This window comes from Kribbella sp. NPDC023972 (assembly GCF_040639075.1).
Taxonomy (GTDB): Bacteria; Actinomycetota; Actinomycetes; order Propionibacteriales; family Kribbellaceae; genus Kribbella.
On record NZ_JBEZZH010000001.1, the window covers coordinates 1,820,337 to 1,835,957 of the forward strand.

Below are 15,621 nucleotides of genomic sequence, written 5' to 3' on the forward strand. Positions count from 1 at the left end.
CACCCGCCATCGAGCCGGTCGAACTCCGTGGTGAGGATTCCGGCTGATCCGGCCCTGCACCACATCACTGTCCGACAAGCCCTAGCGGGTGTCATAGGCCAACGCTAGTCGGCTTCGGCGAAAACCGGTAGGGAAGTTCTCATGAACCAGACGGCCACTGCCGGCGGGTCGCGGCCAGCACCGCACATCCGAGCACGGGAATTCCCCGGGATTCCAAGGCCCGGCACGCTTCGGCCAGCGTGGAACCGGTGGTGATCACGTCGTCGACCAGCAGGACCGGCTGATCCGTCAGTCTTTCAGCCCAGCGCGAACGAGCCGCGAAAGCCCCGTCCACATTGGCGGTACGGCGTTGCGCGGACAACCCGGCCTGGTCGTCGGGACGCCGTACGACGGTCAACGCGGCCGCCGGCCGGGCGTCGATCCCCTGCCGCCGCAGGGCGCGTGCCGCGGCGCGAGTGATTCGGCGCAGGGGGTCATGCCCGCGGTGCCGGACGGTGGATCGCGCGGACGGGACCGGGCACAGCCAGACGGCCCGGCGCTCGCCGAGAGCAGTCCGTACGGCGGCCGCCAGGACCGCACCGAGTGGACGCGCCAGCGCGTACCGGGCGTCCTCCTTGTGGGCGATGATCAGCTTGCGCAGCTCACCGGCGTACGGCGCACTCGCGGTGGGCGGAGGCAGACCGGCCGGCCGAGGCTCCGGCCAGGCACGGAACGGAGTCACCGATGTCATGAGCTCCCGGCAACCACCACAGACAGTGACGCCCGGCCGGTCGCATCCAGCGCACCGCCCGCCCAGGACGAGATCCACGAACGCGTCCCGCACCGGCACCGCTCAACCATCCGCGACAGCACCGCCATCCGCAACCGGAGGTCGTCCAACCTGTGGACAACTCAGCCCGGGTAGGTCGGGATGATCGGCGCGTCCTTGCCGTCCTCGTCCATGTCGACCCAGGTGAGGTCGCGGGTCTGCCAGTGCAGGTGGCCCTTCACGTCCTGGATCACCGGCAACGTGTCCTTGTTCAGGTTCGACGCCAGCTGCGCGGTCTCGAACTCCGACGAGGCGCCGGGCAGCAACTGCAGCCGGGAGCCGTCGGTGTTCACCAGCCAGGGCTGGCGGGCGTTGCTGGCGGACGCATCCACACCGGCGACCAGGATGCCCTGCTTGTTCCATGCCGCGTCGGTGATGTCCTCGAGCGGCAACTGGAGCTGGCGGAGCTGCCCCAGGATCAGCCGGCCGCCGCTGGCCGTCTGGATCGTCCCGGTCTGGACGTAGTTCCCGCCGCTGGTCTTGGACCGCATCACGAGCAGCGCCCGGACCCCGTCCGGCGCCATCCGCAGGACCTCCGGGGTGTCACCGTGGAAGCTGGTCGTCACGTCGGCGATCTGGTTGCCGTCGCGGTTGCGGACGCGCAGCCGCGGCGCGGAACTGTCCGCCCGGTCCAGGATCCAGAGGTTGTCCTGGTTGTCGAAGCTCGGCCGCAGCACCCGGCCCTGAACCGGGATCGTGCTGACCGCGCCCTCCTGGTCGGTGGAGTCCAGTGGGGCGTAGACCACCACCTTGTCACCCGTATGCCTGGCGACGACCGCACCGGCGTCCGCGCGCAGGTTCACCGCGAACGACTCGGCCTGGTACTGGTACAGCATGCTGGTGTCCAGTGGCCGGGCCGCGATGTCCGACGCCCCGTCCAGCCCCTCGATCCGCTGCACCTTGCCCGAGCGGAGGCCGTACAGCTCGGTCAGCGCGCCGTTCGGGACCTGCGGGTCGTACTGGGTGAAGTTGGACAGCGGCAGCACGTCCGGATCGTCGGGCAGCAGCGGCGCGCCGTTGACGGTGATCTTGACCCGCAGGTTGATCTGGTTGAGGGTCCAGACGATCTGCGCCGCGAGCAACCGGCGTTCCGCGTCCCGCAGCGGGGCGGCCGCGTCGTTCAGCGCCACCGTCGCGACGCCGTACTCGACCGGTACCGAGACCTGGACCTCGGTGCCCGGTGGCGCCAGCGAGACCACGCCGTTGCCGAGCCGGCTGGTCGGGCCCTTGAGCAGCTCCTGGATCAGCTGGGTGGCGGCCTGACCGGGTGACAGGTTGACCGGCAGGTAGACCGGGTCGGGGACCAGCAGGTCCCGGCCCGGGGTGAAGAAGTAGAGGTTGCGCGGGGCAAGCTTCGGGTCCAGCTGGTTGCTGCCCAGGTACACCCCTGGCGGCACCGACGCGACCCGCCACTGCCCCTCGACCTTGCTCAGCTTGAACTCGAACGAGAACTGCTCGTCGAGCTTGGCCGGAATCCACGAACCGCGCTCGTCGATGGTCGCGATCTTGCGGGCCCGCAACTGGATCCGGTCGGTGCGCAGGCTGGTGACGGCGTCACGCTGCTGCTCGTACACGATCGTCTGTGACTCCGGCTTCCACGCGGCCGCGGCCTCCGGCGTCATGTACTCGCGGGCCACGTCGAAGGCCCGCGAGTCCGACATCGCTTCCAGGAAGCCGTTCACCAGCTGCAGCGGCTCGGTGTCGCTTCGCGGCGGCTTGGCCTCCACGCCGACACCGCCGAAGTCCGGCGCCAGGCCCTCCCGGCTGCCGTTGCGGATCGTGCCCTTGGTCGGCACCGTCGCACAGCCGGTGGCCAGCAGCAGCACGGCCAGCACGGCCGCGAGCAATTTGCGCGTCACCGTTCCTCACCACCGGTCAGCTTCTGGTACGGCGCTCCGACGTCGACCAGGGACTTGTCCGGCACCACCCGGCTGGCGTCCGGCGGGCGGGCCGGCAGCGGGGATCCGGACAGCGTGACGTCCGGCCGCCGTGGCAGCGTGAGCCGGAAGTAGGCGCCGTCGCCCGGCGAGCCCCAGGCGTCCAGCCGGCCGCCGTGCAGCCGGGCGTCCTCCAGCGCGATGGACAGCCCGAGCCCGGTGCCACCGGTCGTCCTGGCCCGGGCCGGATCGGCCCGCCAGAACCGGCTGAACACCATCTCGGCCTCTTCCGGCCGGAAGCCGACGCCGTGGTCGCGGACACCGACCGCGGCCGCGTCGTCGTCGTACGCCGTACTGATCCGGATCGGCAGGCCCTCGCTGTGCTCGATCGCGTTGCCGATCAGGTTGCGCAGGATCCGCTCGATCCGGCGCGAGTCCACCTGGGCTCGGCACGGTTCGGGCATGTCCACCTGGACCTCGCAGCCCTTGCGCTGCAGCAGGGTCTCGTGGTTCTCCAGCACCCGGTTGACGATGTCGCGCAGGTCCACGTCCTCCAGGTCGAGGGCCGCCGCGCCGGCGTCGAACCGGCTGATCTCGAGCAGGTCGGCGAGCAGCTCCTCGAACCGGTTGAGCTCGTTCTGCAGCAGCTCGACCGAACGCCGGCTGATCGGGTCGAACTGGTCCCGGCTCTCGTGCAGCAGGTCGGCCGCCATCCGGACCGTGGTCAGAGGCGTGCGCAGCTCGTGCGAGACGTCGGAGACGAACCGGCGCTGCAGCCGGGACAGCTCCTCGAGCCGGCGGATCTGCCGTTGCAGGTTGCCAGCCATCTTGTTGAAGGAGACCGCCAGCCGGGCCAGGTCGTCGGTGCCGCGGACCTGCATCCGCTCCTCGAGCTTGCCAGCTGCCAGCCGCTCCGCGATCCGTCGCGCCATCCGGACCGGGGTGACAACCTGACGGGTGACCAGCCAGGCCACCGCGCCGAGCAGGACGACCAGCAGCAGGCCGGCGGTGACCAGTGCGCGCTGGACGACGTCGAGGGTCTCCTGCTGCGGGGTGAGCGGGAAGAGGAAGTAGACCGCGTACCGCTCGGTGGGTGCGGTCGGGACCCGGAGCTGGGACCCGATCACCAGGCCGGGGACGCTGGGCCCGTCGCGGTAGTTGATCACCGTGTAGGTGTCCCACAGCTTGGTGTCGTCGCTCATCACCGAGGACGCCAGCTCGGTCGGGATCGAGTCGCTGTCGACGAGCCCGGTGTAGCGGATCGCGTTGGTCGTGGACGAGTCGGCCGGCACCAGCAGGACGTCGTACAGACCTGGCCGGTTGGAGCCGAGGACCAGCTCGGACAGCTGCTGGTTGATCGTGTTCGGTGGGGCTGCCTCGATCGTGCTGGACAGCGAGGCCAACTGCGCGACCGCCTCCGCCTGGGCACTGGTACGGCGGGACTCCAGCACGCCGTCGGTGACCTGGCTCATCATCACCCAGCCGACCAGGAGCAGTACGACGGTCGACATCAGCAGGGTGCCGGTGACGATCCGGGCCTGGATGGACCGGCGCCAGAAGTCCGGCCAGTGCTTCGGGTGCGTCCGCCACAGCGGCTGCGGGTAGGCAGGCCAATCGGCCACGGCGGCGGTGAGCTCCAGCTCCGTCCCGCGGGTCTCGGCCGTTTCCTGCTCGGCCGGGGCCGGCTGCTGCTCCGGCCCGGCCGTGGTGGCCGGGGCGTCGGCGGCCGCCTGCGACTCTTGGTCGCGTCCGTACTCGATCAGTCCGCACCCGCCTTGTAGCCGACACCTCGGACCGTGACCACGATCTCGGGGTGCTCGGGGTCTTTCTCGATCTTGGAGCGCAGTCGCTGGACGTGCACGTTGACCAGCCGGGTGTCGGCCGCGTGCCGGTAGCCCCAGACCTGCTCCAGCAGCACCTCGCGGGTGAACACCTGCCAGGGCTTGGAGGCCAGGCAGACCAGCAGGTCGAACTCCAGCGGGGTCAGCTGGATCGTCTCACCGGCCCGCTTCACCGAGTGCCCGGCCACGTCGATGGTGAGGTCGCCGATGGTCAGCGACTCCGGCCCGGGCTCGTCCATCCGGCGCAGCCGGGCCCGGATCCGGGCCACCAGTTCCTTCGGCTTGAACGGCTTCACCACGTAGTCGTCGGCGCCGGACTCCAGGCCCAGCACCACGTCCACGGTGTCGCTCTTGGCGGTCAGCATCACGATCGGTACGCCGGACTCGGCCCGGATCGCGCGGCAGACGTCGATCCCGTCCATGCCCGGCAGCATCAGGTCGAGCAGCAACAGGTCCGGCTTGAACTCGCGGAACGCCGGCACCGCCTTGTCACCGGTCGCGCACAGATAGGTGTCGTAGCCTTCGTTGCGCAGCACGATGCTGAGCATTTCCGACAACGCCGTGTCGTCGTCGACGATGAGGATGCGGCCCCGCATCGTCCGGTTACCTTCTGCCACGCCCTGCTCCTTGCCGTCCGATCTTTGTGCGCCCAGCGGATGCTGACCGTACGCACTACGGATAGTGTCCCATTCCCCGGGTGGTGCACACGCCGGATCGCCGTGTGACCCCGAGTTGGGCTGTGATCATGGTGCACAGCCCGGGCCCGGGACAACTTATGGACTACACGGCTCAGCGGGACCCGCGGTTCGACGGAGGGAGGTGACCGGTGGCCGACATCAGTCTGCACGAGGACCCGGCGGCGGAGCCGCTGCGGCCGTGGCTGCCCGCGGACCTGCTCGACAACGCGGCCCGGACCATCTCCGACAACAAGACCATCATGCTGGGGCTCCCGGTGCTGGCCGCCATCGCCCTGCTCGCGGTCCAGGCGGTGCTGACCGAGATCGCCGTACCAGGTGGGATCAGTGGGTTCTTCGGGGCCGACGACCCGTTCCAGCAGGCCGGTGCGGCGCTGCTGCTCACGTACGGCGTCCAGCTCGTGCTGTTCACCGTCGTGTCGAGCATGCTGGCCGGGATCATCGCCCTGGCCGCCGTCCGGAGTCAGCTGGCACACCGGGTCGGTCCGGTCGAGCTGCTGCGGCTGGTCCGCCCCGCGCTGCCCGCACTGGCCGCGGTCGGGTTGGTCCAGTCGCTGTCGTTCATCATGCTGATCGGCGGCTGGGGGCTGGCCGTGGTCGGCATCGGCTCCGGCGCGGAGTCGGCGGTGTCGTCCGACGTGGCCGGTGCGGTGGCCGTCGTGATGATGCTGGTCGGCGGCGTGCTCGTGCTGATCTTCGGCATCCGCCTGGTGCTGGCCGGGACCGTCGTACTGATGGAGGGCCGGCACGCGCCGGACATCGGTCTCTACATCCCCGCACGGGTGGGGATCTGGGGTGCGCTGAAGCGGTCCTGGCAGTTGGTGAAGGGCAAGTTCTGGCGGGTGTTCGGCATCCTGCTGTTCGCCGGCCTGGTGGTGAACATCGTCAGCTACGCGCTCCAGTTCGGGGTCACCACGCTGGTGATGACGGTCGGCTCGTGGGCCGACGCCAGCGACAGCAGCAGTGCGACAGTGGCCGCGATCGTGCTCGGCGTGGCGGCCGGGCTGGCGACCGCGATGACGCTGGTCGCGAGCCTGGCCTTCATGTCCGCTGTCCAGGCCCTCATCTACCTGGATCTCCGGGTACGGCGGGAAGGCCTCGACCTGTGGATGCGGCCGGTACTGCGCTCTGGAGGCACGCCATGATCATCCTGGAGCCGCCGGTGGACATCGGCCGGGACGAAGCCGCTGCCGAGGCGGCCAAGGAGCTGTCCAAGTCGGCGTACCGGCAGTCCGGCGACTCGCTGATCGAGCGGGGCTTCGGCAAGGTGATGGAGTGGATCAGCGAACTGGTGGACAGCCTGACCGGGACTTCTCCGAGCGGCCACGCCGGTCTGTTCATGCTGATCGGGCTGATCATCCTGATCGCCGTGGTGGTGCTCTGGCGAGCCGGCGTACTGCGGACGAGCCGCCGGGGGAAGCAGCAAGCGGTCTTCGACACCGCCAAGCCCCGCCGTGCGGCTGAGTACCGGGCCCAGTCGGAGCAGGAGGCCGCGGCCGGGGACTACGCGCTCGCCATTCGCAGCCGGTTCCGGGCCTGTGTGGCCGAGCTGACCGAGCGGACGATCCTGGACGAGCGGGCCGGACGGACGGCGTACGAGGTGGTGGCAGACGCCTCCCGGGCCGTGCCTTCGCTGCGGGACCCGTTGCAGCCCGCCGCGTTGGCCTTCACTGAGGTTGTCTACGGCAACCGTCCGGGAACGCCGGAACGGTACGCCGCCGTGGTCACGGCTGACGGTGCGGCCCGGACGGCGCGGGTGCTGGTGTGAGTACTTCGGTCGGCAGGAGCGCCGGGGAGAGCTGGCGGGCGTTGCGGACACCCGTGCTGGCGACCGGTGTGATCGTGCTGGTGGCGATCGTCATCATGATCGCCACCGCGGCACGGACTTCGGGACCGTTCAGCCCGGACTCCACCGAGGAGAGCGGTGCACGGGCTCTCGCGGCCCTGCTGGAGAACCACGGCGTCAACGTGCAGGGCACTGAGCTCCTGGACGACGCGGTGCAGCCAGGAGACGGCAAGACCTTGCTGATCGGCCCGATGGGCCAGCTGGATCGCTCCGACTGGCAGCGGATCGCCGACGCGGGCTGGAGCCACATCGTCCTCATCCGTCCTGGTTCCCGTGCGCTGGAGATCCTCGCGCCCGGTGTGCAGGACTCCGGCCACATCCTGTCCTCGGGCAGCCGTGAGCCGGACTGCGACCTCCCAGCCGCGGTCAAGGCCGGCACGGTGACTGTCAGCGGTTCCACCTACTCGGCGCCCTCCACGGCCGAGGCCTGCTACGGGGACGGCATCACGAACACGGTGATCCGGCTGGAGACCGCTGGGCGGATCGTCGATGTCGTGGGGTCGCAGCGCTCGTTCACCAACGGTCAGCTCGCGGACGACGGCAACGCGGCGCTGGCACTCAACCTGCTCGGCACGCACCAGGACCTGACCTGGTACCTGCCGCAGTGGGAGTCGACCGGCTACGACGAGCCCGACGAGGACGCTCCCCCGCTGATTCCTCCGGATGTCCGCTACATCGCCTGGGCGGTGGCGTTCGCCGTACTGGTCGTCGCGCTCTGGCGCGGTCGCCGGCTCGGTCCGGTGGTCGCCGAGCGGCTGCCGGTCATCGTGCACGCTGCGGAGACCACTGAGGGCAGGGCACGGCTCTACCGCCGCTCACGCGCCCGGGACCGGGCCGCGGCCGCTCTGCGCGAGTCCGCCCTCGGCAAGCTCCACCAGGCGCACGGCATCCCGCGCCGGGCCGAACCATCCGCTGTGGTCGCGACCGTTGCCGCACGCACCGGCCGCGACCCGGCCATGCTGTACGAGTTGCTCTACGGCCTACCGCCTCTCAGCGACGCCGCGCTGATGTCCTTGTCCCACGAACTCGACGTACTGACGCAGGAGGCACGACACCCGTGACTGTGCCTTTGGCCGGGCCTTCGGCGCCGGCGGGTCATTGGGCCCTTGGCTCCCGCCCTTCCCTCGTCACTCCGGTCGCTTCGCTCCCTCCGCTCCTCAGTCCAGGGCGGGAGGGCCCCATGACCGTCGCTTCGCTCCTTACGCTCCGCAGTCCACGCCGGGAGGCCCCGTGACCACTACCGAGATCAGCGCTGACCAGGCCAGGCAGGCACTGGTGGCGCTGCGGACCGAGATCGGCAAGGCGGTGGTCGGCCAGGACACCGCGGTGACGGCGCTGGTGCTCGCCCTGCTCTGCCGCGGCCACGTCCTGCTCGAAGGCGTCCCCGGTACGGCGAAGACGCTGATGGTACGGGCCCTGTCGACGGCGATGCGGCTGGACACGAAGCGGGTGCAGTTCACCCCGGACCTGATGCCCGGTGACGTCACGGGATCACTGGTGTACGACGCCAAGACCAGTGAGTTCGAGTTTCGGCCTGGCCCGGTGTTCACCAACATCCTGCTGGCCGACGAGATCAACCGGACCCCACCGAAGACTCAGGCGGCACTGCTGGAGGCGATGGAGGAAAGGCAGGTCACCGTCGACGGCTTGCCGCGCAAACTGCCGGTGCCGTTCGTGGTCGCCGCGACACAGAACCCGATCGAGTACGAAGGCACCTACCCGCTGCCGGAGGCCCAACTCGACCGCTTCCTGCTGAAGGTCACCCTCGACATCCCGCCCCGCGACGCGGAGATCGCCGTACTGGCCCGGCATGCGCAGGGCTTCGACCCGCGGGACCTGGCCGCGGCTGGTCTGCGCCCGGTGGCCGGGCCGGAGGACTTGTTGGCCGGGCAGGCCGCCGTACGACGGGTGGCCGTCCGGGAGGACGTGTTGGCCTACGTGGTCGATCTCTGCCGGGCTACGCGGCAGTCGCCGTCGTTGCAGCTCGGTGTGTCGCCGCGAGGGGCTACCGCGTTGCTGGCCGTGTCGCGGGCCTGGGCCTGGCTGTCCGGGCGCGACTACGTGATTCCGGACGATGTGAAGGCGATGGCGCGTCCTTGCCTTCGGCACCGAGTGCAGGTACGGCCGGAGGCTGAGCTCGAGGGTGTGAGCGCGGACGCCGTACTCGAGAGCGTGCTGGCCACGGTGCCGGTGCCACGCTGATGGTTCTCACTGGCCGGGCCGGGCTTCTGGCCGCTGCTGGCGTCGTCTTCGTCGCTCTGCTCATGCCGAGCTGGAGCGGAGTCGGCGTGGTGGTTGCGGTCGTGCTGGTGGTTTGCCTGGCCGACCTACTGCTGGCGGGTTCGCCCCGGCGGCTCCAGCTCAGTCGTGACGGTGACAACGCCGTACGGCTGGGTGAGCCGGCTGTGGTGCACCTGCTGGTCGCGAACCCCGGTCGGCGGGTCAAGGGGTTGCTGCGTGACGCGTGGCCGCCGTCGGCCGGCGTACAGGATCCGCCGCACAAGCTGGACCTGCCGCGGGGTGAGCGGCGACGGTTGACGACGCATCTGCTGCCGACGCGGCGGGGTGACCGCCAGGCGCATCGAGTCACGATCAGGTCGATCGGTCCGCTCGGCTTCGCCGGCCGCCAGGGGTCTCACCAGGTGCCGTGGACAGTGCGGGCGTTGCCGCCGTTCAAGAGCCGCAAGCACCTACCGTCACGGCTGGCGCGGTTGCGGGAGCTGGACGGCCGGACCGCCTTACTGGTCAGGGGTCAGGGCACCGAGTTCGACTCGCTGCGCGACTACGTGCCGGGCGACGACGTCCGGAGCATCGACTGGCGTGCCACCGCGCGCCGCGGCAACGTCGTACTGCGGACCTGGCGGCCCGAACGCGATCGCCAGGTCGCCATCGTGATCGACTCCGGCCGGATGTCCGCCGGCCGGGTCGGCGACGCACCGCGCCTCGACCACGCGATGGACGCCGCCCTGCTGCTCGCCGCGCTCGCCACCCGCGCGGGTGACCGGGTTTCCTTGCTGGCTTGCGATTCCGCGGTCCGGGCCGACGTACGGCGTCCCGCGCCGCAGGACGTGCTGCCGTCGTTCGTGAACGCGCTGGCGAACGTCGAGGCCGAGCTCGTCCAGACCGATTTCCGCGTGGTCGTGTCGCAGGTACTCGAACGGCTCGGCCAGCGCTCTCTCGTCGTACTCCTGACCGGCCTCGACCCGGCCGTCATCGAGGAGTCCCTGCTCCCGGTGATCGGCCCGCTGCTGCGCCGCCACGTGATCGTCCTGGCCTCGGTCGCCGACCCCCGCCTGACCGAGCTCGAATCCACGCGCTCCGACCTGATCGAGGTGTACGGCGCCGCCTCCGCGGCCCGCACCCGCCTCGACCGCGAACGCGTCACCGCCATCCTCACCCGGGCCGGCGTCACCGTCATCGACGAAAACCCCGACCAGATAGCCCCGGCCCTGGCCGACACCTACCTGGCCCTCAAGAAAGCCGGCCGGCTGTAAGAACTCGTTCGAACACGTCGCGGTTGGCGTGGATGAAAGCGTGCTCGTGGCGCGACCAGGTGATGCGGTCGGCTCGTTGTTCGGGGGTGACTTCGACCGTGGTTTCGGTCCAGAAGCGGGCGTTGCGGAGTTGGCGTTCGAGGATGGCGTCGACGACGGCGTCGCGGTGGGGTTCGGTGAGCCCGTAGGCGTCGACGAGGACTTTCACCTGTGCCGCTTGGGCTTCCGCGTCGTCGTACTTCGATGCGACGCACCAGGTCCACGCGGCGTAGCCGATGTCCTCCAGTACGCTGCCGGGCGCCGCCAGGTCGAAGTCGATGAACGCGGTCGGCACGTTGTCGCGGAACACGACATTGTTCGGGCCGGGGTCGTGGTGGCAGACCACGTCGTGATGACCGGCGAGCCGGCTGCCTCGGGTCGCGTCGTGGAACGCGCGCAGCAGGCGGCCGGCCGCGGCGACCTGCTCGTCGGCCCAGCGCTGGAAGTTCGCCGGGACCCAGCCGGCGAGGTAGGTGAGGATCTCCCGCCCCTCGGCGTCCCGGCCCAGGTAGCGTGGTGCGCCGGCGAAGCCCTGCGTCTCGAGGTGACGCAGAAGCCTGGCTGTGAAAGGAGACTCGGGCCTGCGGACCGTGTCACCTCTGCGCACCACGCCTGGTGTGAGTCTGCCGCCGGTGAGCGGTGTCGTCATGCCATCGTCGGGCGAGCCTGCGCGAAGACCCAGCGGTGACCTTCCAGGTCGTCGGCCTGATAGCGGCGGTAGCCGTGCTGGTGGATCTCCGAGACGATCTTGGCGCCGTTCGCCGTACTGCGGGCGAAGTGCGCGTCGAGGTCGTCGACGTACACCCAGACCTCGTGATCCAGCCCGCGGCGTTCCTCGGTCAGCTTGAAGAGCAGGATCCCGGCCGAGCCGACGTGCAACTCGATCCAGGACGGCTCCTCCCCCTCGGCCGGGATCTTGTCCCACGACCCGAGGCCGAAGACCGAGTGCAACCACCGCGCCGCGCCGGCCGGATCCTCGTAGTACAAGCCGATCGAGAGCCGGTCGAGCTCACGCGGAGCCTGCGGTACGTCGCGCCGCTCGATCCACTGCGGCACCCAGTGCAGGATGTTCGGCCAGAAGTAGAACGCCTTCTCGCCACCCTGGACCAGGCTCTGTACGACGGTGACCCGCGTACCGCCGTCGAGCCCTTCGAAGCTGATCCGGGTCTCGGTGTCGTCGACCGAGCTGCGGTACGCGAGCACCGCACCCGGCTCCCAGTCGGTGATCGTGCCCAGCTCGAGTACGTCGTCCGGCAGCGAGTACACCTCGAGGATGCGGCCACCGACACCCGGCTCGATTCGCATCGCGGTGGCCCGCGCGGAGTCGAAGAAGTTGATCGGGCCGCGGACCCACCACAGGTCGATCTCCTCGGTGAAGATGCGGAACGCGGTCGCTGGATCGGCGGCGACCTCGACGGCTGCGGTCGCGGAGGGCTTGGTCACGATGTCTCCTTCTGCTCGACGTGTCGTTTGAACGAGCCCAACTGGTCTCGCCAGTGCGCCTGCACCTGATCCAGCCAGGCCTGGACGGCCACCACGGGCTCGGGGTTCAGCCGGAAGATCCGCACCCGCGCGTCGTCCGGACCGCGCTCGTCGGCCACCAGGCCGGCGGACAGCAGGATCCGCAGGTGCCGGCTCATCGCGGGTGACGACGAACCGGTCGCGGCCGCCAGCTGACCGGCACGCCGCGGGCCCTCACCCAGCAGCCGCACCACCTGACGCCGGGTCGGATCAGCCAGTACTTCGAAGAACCGGTCCACCTGATCTTCCACCATGCTGGAATAGTTCTACTTCTCGTTAACTATTGTCAAGAGGTGGAAGAACCTTTCGCCTGGTTGGATGGGTCGCATGAGTGAAAGAGATGTCGAGAAGGACTACTCGGTCGCCGACTTCGCGGCCAAGCTGCGCCGGCTGGCGGACGCCCTGGAAGCGGGCAAGCCGTTCCGGATCCAGATCGCCGGTGAGCGGTTCACCGTGCCCAGGAACGCCCGGATCAGCGTCGAGCACGAACGCGGCGACAGCGAGGAAGAGGTCGAGTTCCAGCTCAAGTGGTCCCTCGCCGAAGCCGACGAAGAACCCGAACCCGCCGCCCCCGAGGTCTGACCCATCTGGCTGGCTGACCCACCAAGTGCTGGGTTTGCCACCCGGAATCAGGGTGGCAAACCCACAACCTCACGGGTCAGCCAGGCAAATCGGGTACGGCGGTGGGCTGCGGGGGCGAGGTGGTTGCGGGGAGTTGGGCCAGGTGGCAGGCGACGGCGGAACCGGTGGTTGCCGGGAGCACCGGAAGGGTGGCTGTTCGGCAGGCGTCGACGCCTTGGCCGGTGGCGAAGAGTTGGCAGCGGGGGTGGAAGCGGCAGCCGGTGGGGATGCGGGTGGGGTCGGGTGGTTCGCCGGTCAGGGCGATCCGCTGAGGTGACTCGGGCAGGACCGACAGCAACGCCTTGGTGTACGGGTGCTGTGGGTTCGTCAGCACCTCCTCCGCCGGGCCGCACTCGACGATGCGGCCGAGGTACATGACCGCCACTCGGTCCGCGATGTTCCAGGCCAGCCCGAGGTCGTGGGTGACGACCAGGGCACCCAGGCCGAGGTCGTCCCGTAACCGCAGGAGCAGCGACAGGATCTCGCCACGGACCGAGGCGTCCAGGGAGGCGACTGGCTCGTCGGCGATCAGGAACTTCGGACTCAACGCCAACGCCCCCGCGATCACGACGCGCTGCCGCTGGCCGCCCGACAACTCGTGCGGATACCGCAGGAAGAACCGCTCCGGCGGACGCAGCCCCGCCCGCGACAGGGCGGACGTCACGACCGACTCCTCGTCCGGCAGCCCGTGGATGCGCGGTCCTTCGGCGACCGCCTCGTAGACCGTCTGCCGCGGGTTCAGCGACCCCATCGGATCCTGCAGCACCAGCTGTACCTGCCGGCGGAACGCCCGCAGGCGACGACCCGAGTAGCTCAACGGCGTACCGTCGTACGCGATCTGACCGGACGTCGGACGTTCGAGGCCGAGGAGGGTCCGGGCGAGCGTGGTCTTGCCGCAGCCGGATTCGCCCACCAGCGCGACGATCTCGCCCGCACCGACGGCCAGGTTGACGCCGTCCACGGCTCGCGCCCGTCGGCCGCGTGACGCGAACTCGACCGCCACATCCTTTGCCTCTAGCACGTTCCCTCCCCTACCAGGACGCAGGCCGCCGTACGGCGATCGCCTGCCGGCCGCAAGTCCACGCTCTCGGTCGAACAAGACTCCAGCGCCACTGGACAACGGGGATGGAACGCGCATCCACCGGGCAGTTGCTGCGGATCCGGCGGATCGCCGGCCAGCCCGCGGGGAGCCAGCCGCGACGCCGGATCGCCGACCGTCGGGAAGGCCGCCGCGAGCGCCTGGCTGTACGGATGCTGGAACTTCCCGGACGACGGACCGGCCTCGACCAGCCGGCCGGCGTACATCACCGCCAGCCGGTCGCAGACGTCGGCGAGCACCGACAGGTCGTGCGAGATCATCAGCAGCGAGATGTCGTGCTCGGCGATCAACTGCCGGATGAGCGTCAGCACCTGCGCCTGCACCATCAGGTCGAGCGCGGTGGTCGGCTCGTCCGCGATGATCAACCGGGGCGAGCACGCCAGTGCCATCGCGATCATGACTCGTTGCCGTTGGCCACCACTGAGCTCATGCGGATAACTCCGTGCCCGCCAGGCCGGCAACCCGACCTGCTCCAGCAACTCCCGCACCCTCACCGACGCCTTGGACGGCGAAGCCAGCTTGTGCACGAGCAGCGGCTCGGCGATCTGGTCACCGATCCGCTGCACCGGGTTCAACCCGTGCTGCGCACCCTGGAACACGATCGACGCTGCGGACCACCGGACCGCCCGGAGCCGGCCCCAGTTCATGGTCAGCACGTCCTCGCCGTCCAGCAACACCCGTCCTTCGAGCCGCGCCGATCGCGGCAACAGCCGCAGCAACGCCATCGCGACGGAGGACTTCCCCGACCCCGACTCGCCCGCCAACCCGACCGCCTCGCCGGCCTCCAACGACAACGACACATCCCGTACGGCGGGAACCTCGCCGGACGCGATCCGGTAGGTGACGGACAGACCGTCCAGCTCGAGCAGACCCATCACGCCGCCCTCGTCCGCAACCGGGGATTGAGCACACTCTCCAGCGCCCGCCCGCACAGCGTGAACGCCATCACCACGATCACGATGCACAGCCCCGGCACGAGGATGTACCACCACGCACCAGCGGTGGCCGCTCCCCAGTCGTACGATCCGCGCAACATCGTCCCCCAGGAGGTCTTGTTCGCACTCACGCCGAGGAACGCGAGGGTCGACTCGGTGACGATCGCACTCGCCACCTCGAGCGTCGTACTTGCCAGGAGCAACGGTGCGACGTTGGGCAGCACGTGCCGGGTGGTGATGTGCCAGTGGCCGGCGCCGAGGGCCAGCGATCGTTCGATGTACGGCCGTGCTTCGACAGCGAGCGTCTGGGCGCGGATCAGCCGGGCCGTGGACGGCCAGGACGTCACCCCGATCGCGATGATGATGGTCGCCGTACTGCCGCCGAGAATCGCGGCCAGCACCAGCGCGGTGACCAGCGAGGGCAGCACCAGGAACCAGTCGGTGACGCGCAGGATGATCGCACCGAGCCAGCCGCGGAAATGCCCCGCCGCGATCCCGAGCACGGTGCCGATCACCATGCTCAGCAGGGCCGCGAGGAACCCGATCAGCAGTGAGGTGCGTGAGCCCCACCAGATCATCAGCAGCACCGAACGCCCGGACTCGTCGGTCCCGAGCGGATCGTCGAGACTCGGCGGCGCCATCTTCTCGCCGGTCCCGCTGACCACGTTCGTCACCCCGGCGTCGATGAACAGCGGCGCGATCAACGCCAGGACCACCGCCAGCACGAGAATGGCGAGACCGGCCACACCCGCTCGATGCGTCCGGAAGTCGCCCCAGAACCGCTTGAACGCCCGCTGCCGTCGTACCCAGGTCACGCTGCTCATCCACGTCCTCGCTTCGCTCCG

General features: G+C 69.8%; 16 protein-coding genes. 6 read left to right on the forward strand and 10 right to left on the reverse strand.

Features of this window, described 5'->3' with window-relative positions; genetic code table 11:
- Positions 1 to 139: 139 nt before the first annotated feature.
- The 4 genes from AB0F43_RS08670 to mtrA form a co-directional block, all read right to left on the reverse strand.
- Complete coding sequence (locus AB0F43_RS08670) at positions 140 to 730, reverse strand: phosphoribosyltransferase family protein (RefSeq protein ID WP_360472605.1); 591 nt, start codon at positions 728 to 730, stop codon at positions 140 to 142.
- A gap of 161 nt (positions 731 to 891) precedes the next feature.
- The gene (locus AB0F43_RS08675) at positions 892 to 2,667 is read right to left on the reverse strand and encodes an LpqB family beta-propeller domain-containing protein (protein ID WP_360472608.1); all 1,776 of its coding nucleotides are present in this window, start codon (positions 2,665 to 2,667) and stop codon (positions 892 to 894) included.
- Positions 2,664 to 4,307, reverse strand: a complete 1,644-nt coding sequence (mtrB, locus tag AB0F43_RS08680; protein WP_360472612.1) for an MtrAB system histidine kinase MtrB — start codon at positions 4,305 to 4,307, stop codon at positions 2,664 to 2,666. The genes AB0F43_RS08675 and mtrB overlap by 4 nt, the downstream gene beginning before the upstream one ends.
- A 137-nt stretch (positions 4,308 to 4,444) precedes the next feature.
- Positions 4,445 to 5,122 (reverse strand): MtrAB system response regulator MtrA, encoded by a 678-nt coding sequence (mtrA, locus tag AB0F43_RS08685; RefSeq protein WP_141859693.1) that lies wholly within the window; start codon positions 5,120 to 5,122, stop codon positions 4,445 to 4,447.
- A 230-nt stretch (positions 5,123 to 5,352) separates the two neighbouring features.
- On the opposite strand from mtrA, the gene AB0F43_RS08690 reads away from it, so the two are divergent.
- The 5 genes from AB0F43_RS08690 (at position 5,353) to AB0F43_RS08710 (ending at position 10,561) form a co-directional block, all read left to right on the forward strand.
- Positions 5,353 to 6,366: a hypothetical protein gene (locus AB0F43_RS08690; RefSeq protein ID WP_360472615.1), complete on the forward strand. Its 1,014-nt coding sequence runs from the start codon at positions 5,353 to 5,355 to the stop codon at positions 6,364 to 6,366.
- Positions 6,363 to 6,989 (forward strand): DUF4129 domain-containing protein, encoded by a 627-nt coding sequence (locus AB0F43_RS08695; RefSeq protein ID WP_360472618.1) that lies wholly within the window; start codon positions 6,363 to 6,365, stop codon positions 6,987 to 6,989. The genes AB0F43_RS08690 and AB0F43_RS08695 overlap by 4 nt, the downstream gene beginning before the upstream one ends.
- Entirely contained in the window at positions 6,986 to 8,128 is a 1,143-nt protein-coding gene (locus AB0F43_RS08700) for a DUF4350 domain-containing protein (RefSeq protein WP_360472621.1), read from the forward strand. Before AB0F43_RS08695 ends, AB0F43_RS08700 begins: the two co-directional genes overlap by 4 nt.
- A 169-nt stretch (positions 8,129 to 8,297) precedes the next feature.
- Complete coding sequence (locus AB0F43_RS08705) at positions 8,298 to 9,269, forward strand: MoxR family ATPase (RefSeq protein WP_360472624.1); 972 nt, start codon at positions 8,298 to 8,300, stop codon at positions 9,267 to 9,269.
- On the forward strand, positions 9,269 to 10,561 hold the full coding sequence (locus tag AB0F43_RS08710) for a DUF58 domain-containing protein (protein WP_360472627.1): 1,293 nt from the start codon (positions 9,269 to 9,271) through the stop codon (positions 10,559 to 10,561). The genes AB0F43_RS08705 and AB0F43_RS08710 overlap by 1 nt, the downstream gene beginning before the upstream one ends.
- Here AB0F43_RS08710 and AB0F43_RS08715 read toward each other — a convergent pair.
- From AB0F43_RS08715 to AB0F43_RS08725, 3 genes are read right to left on the reverse strand one after another with little or no spacing between them, the layout of a single operon-like run.
- Positions 10,539 to 11,249 carry a phosphotransferase gene (locus AB0F43_RS08715; protein WP_360472630.1) on the reverse strand — a complete coding sequence of 237 codons (711 nt, stop codon included), beginning with the start codon at positions 11,247 to 11,249 and terminating at the stop codon, positions 10,539 to 10,541. The genes AB0F43_RS08710 and AB0F43_RS08715 overlap by 23 nt on opposite strands.
- Positions 11,246 to 12,043: a VOC family protein gene (locus tag AB0F43_RS08720; RefSeq protein WP_360472633.1), complete on the reverse strand. Its 798-nt coding sequence runs from the start codon at positions 12,041 to 12,043 to the stop codon at positions 11,246 to 11,248. Before AB0F43_RS08720 ends, AB0F43_RS08715 begins: the two co-directional genes overlap by 4 nt.
- Positions 12,040 to 12,375, reverse strand: coding sequence for a metalloregulator ArsR/SmtB family transcription factor (locus AB0F43_RS08725; protein ID WP_360472636.1), 336 nt, complete (start codon positions 12,373 to 12,375; stop codon positions 12,040 to 12,042). The genes AB0F43_RS08720 and AB0F43_RS08725 overlap by 4 nt, the downstream gene beginning before the upstream one ends.
- A 73-nt stretch (positions 12,376 to 12,448) precedes the next feature.
- Between AB0F43_RS08725 and AB0F43_RS08730 the strand changes: the two genes are divergently transcribed.
- Entirely contained in the window at positions 12,449 to 12,703 is a 255-nt protein-coding gene (locus AB0F43_RS08730; protein WP_360472639.1) for an amphi-Trp domain-containing protein, read from the forward strand.
- Between the two features lie 76 nt (positions 12,704 to 12,779).
- On the opposite strand, the gene AB0F43_RS08735 is transcribed toward AB0F43_RS08730, so the two are convergent.
- The 3 genes from AB0F43_RS08735 to AB0F43_RS08745 are packed head-to-tail and all read right to left on the reverse strand — an operon-like array spanning position 12,780 to position 15,600.
- Positions 12,780 to 13,763, reverse strand: coding sequence for an ABC transporter ATP-binding protein (locus AB0F43_RS08735; RefSeq protein WP_360472642.1), 984 nt, complete (start codon positions 13,761 to 13,763; stop codon positions 12,780 to 12,782).
- A complete protein-coding gene (locus AB0F43_RS08740) occupies positions 13,757 to 14,716 on the reverse strand; it encodes an ABC transporter ATP-binding protein (protein WP_360472645.1) in 960 nt (319 codons plus the stop codon). The genes AB0F43_RS08735 and AB0F43_RS08740 overlap by 7 nt, the downstream gene beginning before the upstream one ends.
- A complete protein-coding gene (locus AB0F43_RS08745) occupies positions 14,716 to 15,600 on the reverse strand; it encodes an ABC transporter permease (RefSeq protein ID WP_360472648.1) in 885 nt (294 codons plus the stop codon). Before AB0F43_RS08745 ends, AB0F43_RS08740 begins: the two co-directional genes overlap by 1 nt.
- Positions 15,601 to 15,621 lie beyond the last annotated feature (21 nt).

Coding starts and splice junctions, on each gene's coding strand:
- AB0F43_RS08670 (WP_360472605.1), bottom strand. CDS start 730: ATGACATCGGTGACTCCGTTCCGTGCCTGGCCGGAGCCTCGGCCGGCC.
- mtrA (WP_141859693.1), bottom strand. CDS start 5,122: ATGCGGGGCCGCATCCTCATCGTCGACGACGACACGGCGTTGTCGGAA.
- AB0F43_RS08695 (WP_360472618.1), top strand. CDS start 6,363: ATGATCATCCTGGAGCCGCCGGTGGACATCGGCCGGGACGAAGCCGCT.
- AB0F43_RS08710 (WP_360472627.1), top strand. CDS start 9,269: ATGGTTCTCACTGGCCGGGCCGGGCTTCTGGCCGCTGCTGGCGTCGTC.
- AB0F43_RS08715 (WP_360472630.1), bottom strand. CDS start 11,249: ATGACGACACCGCTCACCGGCGGCAGACTCACACCAGGCGTGGTGCGC.
- AB0F43_RS08725 (WP_360472636.1), bottom strand. CDS start 12,375: ATGGTGGAAGATCAGGTGGACCGGTTCTTCGAAGTACTGGCTGATCCG.
- AB0F43_RS08730 (WP_360472639.1), top strand. CDS start 12,449: ATGAGTGAAAGAGATGTCGAGAAGGACTACTCGGTCGCCGACTTCGCG.
- AB0F43_RS08740 (WP_360472645.1), bottom strand. CDS start 14,716: ATGGGTCTGCTCGAGCTGGACGGTCTGTCCGTCACCTACCGGATCGCG.
- AB0F43_RS08745 (WP_360472648.1), bottom strand. CDS start 15,600: ATGAGCAGCGTGACCTGGGTACGACGGCAGCGGGCGTTCAAGCGGTTC.